We start from the raw sequence: 10240 nt of genomic DNA, 5'->3' as shown, positions 1-10240 counted from the left end.
ACTTCACGGCATGGCTCGGCGACATCCGTCGACCATGCATATCGTAGAGGATGCCGACCAGCAGGCTCGGTGCACGGTGGTTGGTCCCGGACGTGCGCTCGACCTGGCCGGCCGCGAGCGTCTGCTGAACCTGGTCCCAAAGCTCGGGAGTGATGATCGGCAGATGCGCGCCGTTCACCGCCACCCCCTTGTGGACGATCTCGCCAAGGTAGATCCGGTTGCCGAGCATGTTGAACAGCATGCCTCGCCCGAACGGCACGCCTCCGCGGGCCGGCTTATTCGCCTGCTGACGGACCTTGGTGCGGTACCCTTCGCTGCGCAGCTCGTCGATAAGCGCCCTGCCGGAGCCGAGTGCCACGTAGCGTTCGAAGATGTGACGGACGGTGCGAGCGTCATCCTCGTCAACAACGAGCAGCCTGTCCTCGACGCGGTAGCCGAGCGGCACCGGTCCCCCCATCCACATGCCCTTGGCCTTCGACTGCGCAATCTTGTCGCGGATACGCTCGCCGGTCACCTCGCGCTCGAACTGGGCAAAGGACAGCAGCACGTTGAGCGTTAGCCGGCCCATGCTGGTGGTGGTGTTGAACGCCTGCGTTACCGACACGAACGACGCGCCGCGGGCATCCAGTACTTCGACAATCTTGGCGAAGTCCGACAGGGCGCGCGTCAGTCGGTCGACCTTGTACACGACGATGACGTCGACCTTGCCGGCTTCGACATCCGCCATCAGCCGCTTCAGTCCCGGCCGTTCCATATTGCCCCCCGAGAAGCCGCCGTCGTCATAGGCGGCCTTGACTAGCACCCAACCCTCATGACGCTGGCTGAGGACATAGGCCTCGCACGCTTCACGTTGCGCATCGAGGCTGTTGAACGCCTGGTCGAGCCCCTCCTCGGTCGACTTGCGCGTATAGACCGCGCAGCGGATCGTGCGCGGTCCCGTTGCAGTGCTACTGGTCGAGTGACGCGCAGCCTTAGCCATCGGCGTTCAGCCCGAAGAAGCGTGGCCCTGACCATGCCGTGCCGGTTACGTGGCGGGCAATGGCCGACAGCGACCGGTAGCTATGCCCGTCGAGCATGAAGCCACTTTCCGTCGCCAGAACGTCGATGGTGCGCCCGTTCCAGCTGCGCACGAGCTGGGTGCCCGGCTTGATCGTATGGGGTGCCGCAGCGGCAGGCCGGGTCAATGACCGTGCGACGCGGGTCGGCAGCTTACCGTACGCCTTTTCCTGCAGACGATAAGCGATGCCTAGTCGCAGCAGGTCCGGCGAGAGCCTGGGGGCAGGCACCTTGTAGGCGTGCATCCATTCGGCACGCAGCTCGGCTGGCGATAATGTCGCCAGCCGAGCAAGCTTCTCCTCGATGCGCATCAGGCGGCCAGATGGTAGCGGGTCGCGCCGGTCTCGCCGCTGCGGATGATCGCATGACCCTTCTTGCGGAGGCCGGTCAGGGCCGCCCGGGTCGTGTGCGGCAGCCAGCCGGTGACCTGCACCAGTTCGTCCAGGCTGGCACCGTCGTCACGTCGGAGTAGCTGCGCAACCATGGCGATCTTGCTTCCCGGCGTGGTGGCGGGGAGGGTGGTCTCAACAACGACGGCTGCTTTGGCGCTCGCCGGCACGTCCGTTGAGACCAGAGCTTCGGGCGCGGTCTGCGTGCCATCGAAGGCGATCTTTGCCCGTCCAGCGTCCGTGATGAGCAATCCAAAGCAGGTGTCGCCATCCTGCCGCCAGCTGCAGTTCGGGTCGGTTACAGACGTCTCTGCAACCAGCGCATGCTTCAGCAGCGGCGGGATGGCCTTGCGGATACGGGCACCCTGATCGCTGACCTGTTCGGGCAGGGGCAGGATGCTGCCGTCGGTACGCTGGGCGGCAGTCGCCAGCAGGATGAGCTGGAGATCAGTAAGCTTGAAGGGGCGTGCCATGAGATCGGTCTTCCAGTCTGCGACCGCGGCGGGATGCCGCTGCCACTGACCCGAGCCCCGTCGAGGCAAGGCTCGCGGGGCGGTCCCGGTGGGTAGCACCGGCTCAGGCAGGTTCCGTCAAACGGCCCGCACCGACAGCAATGCTCGAACATGTGCCCAAGTCGAGTGGAATGTCGCTTCATGCGCAGAGTTCAGGCAGTTCTGCAGATCGTGGCGGAATGCGCGAAAGCTGCATCTGGACTGTCGAGGCCGGTTTCGTCCTGGTGTGCGGGCAGGAGAACGCCGTGGACCCCGACCCGAATGAGACGAACGAGCTAATTTCGAAGCTCTTCTACCTGATGACCGTGCGGCTTGAGGATGCCGCTGGCGCGGCCGCAGAGGGGCAGGGCGCCCACCTTGATCTCGGCACGCGGTCAGCGCTTGCGGAACGTCTGCGTCAAACTGGACAGGAAGTTGCCATTGTCGCCGAAGCGGTCAGTGAGCTTCTTCGGCATTTGACCTAAGCGTCGCGCACAGGACTACGGTACCGTCCGGGGCATCGCAGATATTCGCCGAGCCACGAGTCCGCCAGCTTTACTGGATCGGCAGGCTAAGTTGCCGAATGTCTGGCGCGTCGGGCCGCGCCAACTCGGCGGTGAGATATTCAGCCAGCCTGTCCGCCGCTCTGGCGCGCAGTCTGGGATCAGGTGCGGTCAGGCCTAATCTGGTCCATATCGGTGACTCGCGGAGAATTTTAGGCGGGCGGCGAGGTTCGATATCCATGCGAATTATGAGAACGAAACAAGTCCAACATCACAAGCCTGCATGCGCCGTCGGAGCTGGCTTTCAGATTTTGCGGACAGTCTGCTCCACGCCCGCTTTGGCAACCCGGTATTGAATGTCTGGAATTGGTGGATCGCGGTCCGTCCGCTCTTGTGCGCGAATCGGCAATAGCGGTCGCTTGTTCAGGGCACAGCCTATCCGGATGACGTTCATAGTCATCCACTCCTTCGCGCTGGGGAAGTCGATGCGCGCGAACATCCTGATCCAGTTTGAGGACGGCACACAGGTGGTGTATGAGCCGCGGTCGCCCGTGCGCATTGTAAACCGTGGTCCGAAGGCGGCGCCCTACAAGGACTTTGAGAAGGTCTCGTCGCACCCCTCGAGGTGTGTTGGCTTCGGCTCGTTCGAGGGGCGGATCCTCACGGCCGGGCATGTGGTAGACGCATTGCGGCCTGCGGCCTGCGGCCTGCGGACGGTGGTCTCGGTCGAGCGCGACGTCGACGCGCCGCCCGACGACCAGACCGTTGTTGGACCGGCGCCTGATGCCGATCTACGACGACTGGTGCGAGACCGGGGAGCAAGTCGAGGGGCGCAAGCGGCCGGACGGTGACCGAGCGGGCAGGTGGCCGCGCCGCAATCTCGGGCCGAACCTCGGCTCACCCCGCCTGATCGTGCTCGTGTGCGACTGGCTGGGCTATGCGCTAGGCGCCGTCGTTTGCGTCAGCAGTTGGTAGGCGAACTCAATCAAGCGACGGTCGCTGCCGGAGCAACGCTCGCCCGGAGTCCAGCCAATGTCGTAGCTGCACAAGATGAGCGGTACCTGCTCGGCGGCGATCGCGCGGCTGAATGGGTATCCTTGCCCGTGATCGCATCCTTCGTAATGCAGCGGGTCCGCCTGAGCGTATGTCTCGATCCCCTCGGTGACCGTCGTGATGCCGAGGTCCTTACCCAGATTGACGATCGCGCGCACAATGCCGACGTTACACGCATCGGCCAGGGCTAGGACGAACGACCAGTCGATCTTGAGCGTGTCGACTGGAAACTTCTTTAGATGGACCAGCGAAGCGTAGCCGGTCCCGAAGTCGTCCAGCGCGGTGGTCATTCCGAGCGCGCGCAATGCTCGAACGTTGCTGTGACGTCGTGCAAGGTGTGCTCGAGCAGGATGTTCTCCGTCACCTCCAGCTCAAGATCGGACGCCAGAATGCCGGCGCGGGCGATGCAGCTCGGAGTGCGGGCCTTGAAGTCCCGCTGGCGGAACCTCGCACCCGAGACGTTGAAGGCGATACGTTCGAAAGGCAGACCGAGCTTGCGCCACGTCGCGATGTCAGCGGTCATCCGTTCGCGTTCCTGCGTTACTGTCCTATCCTTGCGTAGAACAGCGGAACTCGCCAACTGTAGCGTTGCTCCAGCTAAGAGAGTGACGGCCCTGCACCGCGCGAAGCGCGGCGATCCGTCGGTTAACGAAATGTCGAAAAGTGAATGATTACCACCGATGACGGTCGGGTAGCTGCGCGCCGACGTTTGCCGCGACCAATAGCATCCAATCTCGTATGTGATCGCGCCCGTTAGACCTTCGTCTAAATGGTATCTCCTGACCGTACCCTCTATCGTTTAATTAACCTTTTATTGACGGTCCGTGGGTCTTCTTAGGCTTCATGCGATACACGGATCAAGGTTATACAATGATGGTCGCGATTTTAGCTGGGTTCGACGCCAACACGGGACGACGGGCCGTTTTTTACGACCATGAGTGATTATACATTCTTCATAGTCTCTGTCGGACTGGAAAACATGAACAGGTCTAGCGGAGGTCAGGCGTGATCAAGCGTTCCAGTTTAGGAACAGCCGGCGGTCTTCGTACCGTCGTGCCGCACCTTATTGCGCTCGAGCCGCGGATGATGTTCGACGGGGCGGCAGTGGCGACTGCTGCGACCACGTTGGATTCGATCGGCGTCTTAGATCCGCGCGATGCGGTCCAGTTGGACGCGCCGGAGCCGCACCACTTCGCACCGAGCACGAGGGCGGATGACCTGTCGGGCTGGGCGCTGGATGTCGGCTTGGCGGACTGGCTCGGCGTGGTGCAGCGGGATCGCAGTGCCCCTAACGAGGTCATTTTCATCGACCGCAGCGTCGACAACTACGAGGAACTGGCGGGTCAATGGGCGGATCGCGGGCAGGTTATTCTGATCGACGCCGACCGCGATGGTATCGACCAAATGCGGCAAGCCCTGATCGGGATGACCGGGATCGACGCGATTCATATCGTCAGCCACGGCAGCGCTGGGTCGTTTGATCTGGGCAACACACGGATCGACGTGGGATCGATCAATGGCGAACTCATGGCGTCATTCGCCGCAATCGGCGGCAAGTTGTCGGTCGATGGCGACATCCTGGTCTATGGTTGCGACTTCGGCGAAGGCCCGGTCGGGCAAGAGGCGATGAACGCGCTCGCCCGCGTGACGGGCGCGGATATCGCGGCATCGACCGATGCTACCGGCAGCGCGACGCTGGGCGGCGATTGGAAGCTCGAGGCATCGAACGGCTATGTCCAGAGTAGTATGCTGGCAAGCGACGACTTCAGCGGCCTACTCGCTCGCACGAACACCGGCCCCTGGACGATCAACGGTAACACCTCGACCACCGTGGTCGACGGTATCACCGTCAGCATAACCATTACCGGGGCCGGATCCAGCACCTTTGCTGGTACGTCGAACGGGGCTTTCAACAATATCGCCGCGTTCGACAATGGCGCCCAGGGGCAACCGTCGCTCAGCACGACCTGGACCACTACCAACGCGACCGATGTCGGCACCATCACGATCAGCTTCAGCCAGGCGGTCATTAATCCGGTCATCCATCTCGACCGTCTCGGCGGTGCCATCGGTACAACCTCGAACAGTGCGTTGCTGACGTTGCTGACGTCTGGCGCAACGCTGGCCAAGATCGCGGGTCCGGCGCATTTCGTCGTCGATAGCGGGACGCGCACGGTCACCCGCACAATCGGGCAGACCGTGGCGGCGAACACCGAGTCGAGCCTGGACGGTACCCAGGGAACCGCCGCCGGCAGCGTCCGCATCGGCGGTACGTTTACGTCGGTCCAGTTCAGCATTCGGGCGACCGGAGCGGTCGGCAGCGACGGGTTCGAGATCGGGACCGCGGTCGACGCGTCGCCGATCGCCCGCAACGACGTGTTTACGCAGAACGAAGATTTCGGATCGTTCAGCGGCAACCTGCTGAACAATAACGGCAACAATGCCGACAGCGATCCGCGCGGCGATACGCTGACGGTCGTCTCGGTGCGGAACTCTGCGGGTACCGCGATCCCGGTCGGTACGCCGACCATGCTGGCCTCGGGCGCGAGCGTGACCCTCAACGCCAACGGCACCTTCACCTACGCCGACAACGGTGTCGACAACGGGCTGGCCGTCGGTCAGACCCGGGTCGAGACGTTGAGCTACACGATCTCCGACGCTAATGGTGGGACGTCCACGGCGACCGCGACGATCACGATCACCGGCGCCAACGATGCACCCGTGGCGGTGAACGACAGCGCGACGACGGCGGAGGATACAGCCGTCACGGTGGCGGTCCTGGCCAACGACAGCGACGTCGATCGCGACAGTTTGAGCGTCAGCAGCGCGACGGCGGCGAATGGCACGGTTACGATCAATCCCGACGGCACGCTGACCTATCGGCCCAACGCAAATTTCAACGGTACCGACGCAATCATCTATGTCGTGTCCGATGGTCGCGGCGGTACTGCCACGGCGACCGTAGCGGTCACCGTGACCGCAGTCGACGACGCGCCGGTCAACACTGTGCCGGGTGCGCAGATCACAGCGGAAGACGCCCCGATCGTCTTCTCCAACGCCAACGGCAACGTGATTGCGATCGTCGATGTGGAGGGTGCGCCTCAGACCGTGACGCTGAGCGTCACGAACGGCAGCCTGACGCTTGGATCGCTCGCCGGCCTGACCTTTAGCCAGGGCGACGGCACCGCGGATTCGACGATGACCTTCGTTGGCAGCCTCGCTGCGATCAACCAGGCGCTGCAGGGCCTGACGTATGCTCCCCTCGCCGATTTTAACGGCACTGCGCAGATCACGCTGCGGACCGTCGACAGCAGCACGGCGCAGTCCGATACCGACACGATCGCGATCACGGTCACCCCGGTGGCCGATATTGCGAACGACAGCGTGACGACGGCGGAAGATACGCCGATCGCGATCAACGTGTTCGGCAACGACAGTTTCGAGAATGCGGCGCGCATGATCACGGCGGTCGATGGCGTGACCATCATTGCCGGCGGGGCGGCGGTTGCCGTCGCCAACGGATCGGTCAGTCTGAACGCAGCGGGACAGCTCGTCTTCGCACCGACTGCGAACTACAATGGCACGACGAGTTTCACCTATCGCGTCACGTCGAACGGAACGACCGAAACCGCGAACGCGACCGTCGTCGTCACCGCCGTCAACGATGCTCCGGTGGCGCTCGGTACGTTGCCGGCGCGCACCAACGTCGATGCGGCCAGCGTTACCTTTGGAACTATAGGCGCGTTCAGCGATGTCGACAATGCAGCGCTGACCTACTCAACGACCGGGCTTCCAGCCGGGCTGACCATTGATGCCGTGACAGGTGTGATCTCGGGCACGATCAACCGATCGGCCAGCCAGCCGAACGGCGGGCTTTACACCGTCGTCGTCACGGCGCGCGATGCGGCGGGTGCCACCGCGACGCAGAGTTTCGGCTGGACGATCACCAACCCCGCGCCGGTCGCAGCTAACGACTCCGCCTCGACCAGCGAGGATACGTCGGTCACCATCGCGGTGCTGGCCAACGATACCGATCCCGACGGCGATCCGCTAACGGTGGTCGCGGCGAGCGCCGCGAACGGTGCGGTCACGATCAATGCCAACGGTACGCTGACTTATACGCCGAACGCCAATTTCAACGGTACCGACGCGATCAGCTATACAATCTCAGACGGTCAGGGCGGGTCGAGCAGCGCGACCGTCGCGATCACGATTGCCGCGGTCAACGATGCGCCGATCGCGGTCGGAACGCTGCCTGCGCGGAGCAACCCCGATGCCGCCACCGTGTCAATCGCGACCGCGGCTGGTTTTAACGACGTCGACAATGCAACACTGACCTATTCCGCGACCGGCCTGCCTGCCGGGCTGACGATTAATGCGGCGACGGGTGTCATTTCCGGCACGATCGATCGGTCGGCCAGTCAGGCGAACGGCGGAAACTATGCCGTGGTCGTCACGGCACGCGACGCCGCCGGGCTGACCGCGACGCAGGGATTTGCCTGGACGGTGACGAATCCGGCACCGCTGGCTGTCAACGACACCGCCTCGACCAGCGAGGACACGCCGGTCACTATCGCCGTGCTTGCCAACGACAACGACCCCGATGGCGACCCCCTGACCGTGGTCAGCGCCAGCGCGGCGAACGGCGTGGTGGTGATCAACGCCAACGGTACGCTGACCTACACGCCGAACGCCAATTACAACGGCGCGGACACGATCACCTATACGATCAGCGATGGCCAGGGTGGCACGCGGTCTGCGACGGTCGCGGTGACGATCGTCGCGATGGACGACGCGCCGACGCCGGTCGGCACGCTGCCCGCCCGCAGCAACGCCGATGCCGCGATCGTTTCGGTGGCGACGGCGGGTGGCTTTGCCGACGTCGACGACGCGACGCTGACCTACACCGCGATCGGCCTGCCGTCGGGATTGACCATCAACGAGGCGACCGGCGTCATCTCGGGGACAATCAACCGGTCGGCCAGCCAAGTGGTTGGCGGCGTCTATTCGGTCGTCGTCACCGCTCGCGACGCAGGTGGCCTGACCGCGACGCAGGGCTTTACGTGGACAATCACCAACCCGGCTCCGGTCGCGGCCAACGATAGCGCGACGACAGACGAGGATGTGCCGGTCATGATCGCGGTGCTCGCGAACGACACCGATCCCGACGGCGATCCGCTGACAGTCGTCAGTGCCTCCGCGACGCGTGGATCGGTGGTGATCAACGCCAACGGCACGCTCACCTATACGCCGAGTGCAGACTATAACGGCAGCGATACCATCGCGTACGTCATCTCTGACGCGCAGGGCGGCACCAGCACCGCGACCGTGCTTGTCTCGATCGCCGCGCGCAACGATGCGCCGACCGCAGTCAACGATACCGGGACCGTCAACGAGGATACGACAGCTACGATCGTGGTGCTGGCAAACGACAGCGATCGTGACGGCGATCCGTTGACCGTGATCACCGCCGCGGCAGCAAACGGTACGGTCACGATCAACCCGAACGGCACGCTCACCTACCGCGCTAACGCGAACTTCAGCGGTTCGGACACGATCACCTACACGATTTCCGACGGCCAGGGTGGCACTGCGACCGCCACCGTCGCGGTCACCGTCGTGCCGGTGAACGACGCGCCGACCGCAGTCGGAACGCTGCCCGCCCGCAGCAACCTCGACGCGGACGTCGTGTCGGTCGCCACCGCGGGAGGGTTCACCGACGTCGACAGTGCAACGCTGACCTACAGCGCGACCGGATTGCCGGCCGGATTGACGGTCGACGCCGCGACGGGCGTGATTTTGGGGACGATCAATCGCTCCGCCAGCCAGCTTAACGGCGGCATCTATGCCGTGACGGTCACCGCACGCGACACGGCGGGCTTGACGGCGACGCAGAGCTTTGGGTGGACCGTCACCAACCCGGCGCCGATTGTAGCCAACGACACGGCGACGACGTCTGAGGACACGCCGGTTTCGATCGTCGTGCTGGCCAACGATGTCGATCCCGACGGCGACCCGCTGACCGTGATCGCCGCGAGTGCGATCAACGGTACGGTATCGATCGCTGCCGACGGTTCGCTGGTTTACACGCCGCGCGCGAACTTCAACGGTCCGGACACGATCAACTATACGATATCCGACGGCCAAGGTAGCACTACGACGGCGACCGTCGCGGTCACCGTGACACCGGTCAATGACCGCCCGGTTGCGGTCAACGACACCGCGGCGACGAACGAGGATACGCCGGTCACGATCCCCGTGCTGGCGAACGATAGTGACGTGGACGGCGATCCATTGACCGTGACGGCGGGCAGCGCGGCGAACGGCATGGTGGTCATCAACGCGAACGGCACGCTGACCTATACGCCGAACGCCAATTTCAACGGCAACGACACGATCAGCTATACGATCAGCGATGGCCAGGGCGGTTTCTCGACCGCATCAATAACCGTCACGGTTGCGGCGGTGAACGACGCGCCGGTGCGGGTCGGCACGCTGCCGCCGCGCAACGATGCGGACGGTGATGCGGTCTCGCTCGGGACCGCCGGTGCGTTCGACGATGTCGACAATCCAACGCTGACCTACAGCGCGACGGGGCTCCCGACGGGGCTGATGCTCGATACCGCGACGGGCGTGATCTCGGGCACGATCGATCGCTCGGCGAGCCAGGTCGGCGGCGGAGCATACACCGTCACCGTCACCGCGACCGATGCGGCGGGTCTCAGCGCGTCGCAGAGCTTTACCTGGA

General features: G+C 64.0%; 10 protein-coding genes. 3 read left to right on the top strand and 7 right to left on the bottom strand.

Annotation, left to right across the window (positions count from 1 at the left end; translation table 11 throughout):
• The 3 genes from IEX50_RS17210 to IEX50_RS17200 all read right to left on the bottom strand — a co-directional run.
• On the bottom strand, nucleotides 1-979 hold a 979-nt coding region (locus tag IEX50_RS17210), incomplete at its 3' end, for a recombinase family protein (RefSeq protein WP_188699543.1).
• The gene (locus IEX50_RS17205; protein ID WP_157177971.1) at nucleotides 972-1367 is read right to left on the bottom strand and encodes a DUF2924 domain-containing protein; all 396 of its coding nucleotides are present in this window, start codon (nucleotides 1365-1367) and stop codon (nucleotides 972-974) included. The genes IEX50_RS17210 and IEX50_RS17205, both read right to left, overlap by 8 nt.
• Nucleotides 1367-1918 carry a DUF3489 domain-containing protein gene (locus tag IEX50_RS17200; RefSeq protein WP_157177972.1) on the bottom strand — a complete coding sequence of 184 codons (552 nt, stop codon included), beginning with the start codon at nucleotides 1916-1918 and terminating at the stop codon, nucleotides 1367-1369. Before IEX50_RS17200 ends, IEX50_RS17205 begins: the two co-directional genes overlap by 1 nt.
• 140 nt (nucleotides 1919-2058) lie before the next feature.
• Here IEX50_RS17200 and IEX50_RS17195 point away from each other — a divergent pair, with 140 nt between their 5' ends.
• Nucleotides 2059-2421 (top strand): hypothetical protein, encoded by a 363-nt coding sequence (locus tag IEX50_RS17195; RefSeq protein WP_157177973.1) that lies wholly within the window; start codon nucleotides 2059-2061, stop codon nucleotides 2419-2421.
• Nucleotides 2422-2491: 70 nt separating this feature from the next.
• Here the strand turns inward: IEX50_RS17195 and IEX50_RS17755 are convergent, their stop codons facing one another.
• Entirely contained in the window at nucleotides 2492-2680 is a 189-nt protein-coding gene (locus IEX50_RS17755) for a DUF6771 family protein (protein ID WP_308419305.1), read from the bottom strand.
• A 63-nt stretch (nucleotides 2681-2743) separates the two neighbouring features.
• Nucleotides 2744-2938, bottom strand: a complete 195-nt coding sequence (locus IEX50_RS17190; protein ID WP_188699541.1) for a hypothetical protein — start codon at nucleotides 2936-2938, stop codon at nucleotides 2744-2746.
• On the opposite strand from IEX50_RS17190, the gene IEX50_RS17185 reads away from it, so the two are divergent.
• On the top strand, nucleotides 2925-3290 hold the full coding sequence (locus IEX50_RS17185; RefSeq protein WP_157177974.1) for a hypothetical protein: 366 nt from the start codon (nucleotides 2925-2927) through the stop codon (nucleotides 3288-3290). The two genes, IEX50_RS17190 and IEX50_RS17185, sit on opposite strands and share 14 nt — an antisense overlap.
• Nucleotides 3291-3374: 84 nt before the next feature.
• Here IEX50_RS17185 and IEX50_RS17180 read toward each other — a convergent pair whose 3' ends face one another.
• Both IEX50_RS17180 and IEX50_RS17175 read right to left on the bottom strand, forming a co-directional pair.
• Entirely contained in the window at nucleotides 3375-3782 is a 408-nt protein-coding gene (locus IEX50_RS17180) for an EAL domain-containing protein (protein ID WP_229674167.1), read from the bottom strand.
• Nucleotides 3779-4015 carry an EAL domain-containing protein gene (locus tag IEX50_RS17175; RefSeq protein ID WP_157177976.1) on the bottom strand — a complete coding sequence of 79 codons (237 nt, stop codon included), beginning with the start codon at nucleotides 4013-4015 and terminating at the stop codon, nucleotides 3779-3781. Before IEX50_RS17175 ends, IEX50_RS17180 begins: the two co-directional genes overlap by 4 nt.
• A 482-nt stretch (nucleotides 4016-4497) precedes the next feature.
• Between IEX50_RS17175 and IEX50_RS17170 the strand changes: the two genes are divergently transcribed.
• Nucleotides 4498-10240 (top strand): Ig-like domain-containing protein (locus tag IEX50_RS17170; RefSeq protein WP_188699539.1); only part of this gene is annotated, 5743 nt, incomplete at its 3' end.

The sequence above is a fragment of the Sphingomonas prati genome (assembly GCF_014643515.1).
Classification (GTDB): Bacteria; Pseudomonadota; Alphaproteobacteria; order Sphingomonadales; family Sphingomonadaceae; genus Sphingomonas_R; species Sphingomonas_R prati.
Note: the sequence above shows the minus strand (reverse complement) of the source record. Positions and strands in the feature narration are given on the sequence as shown.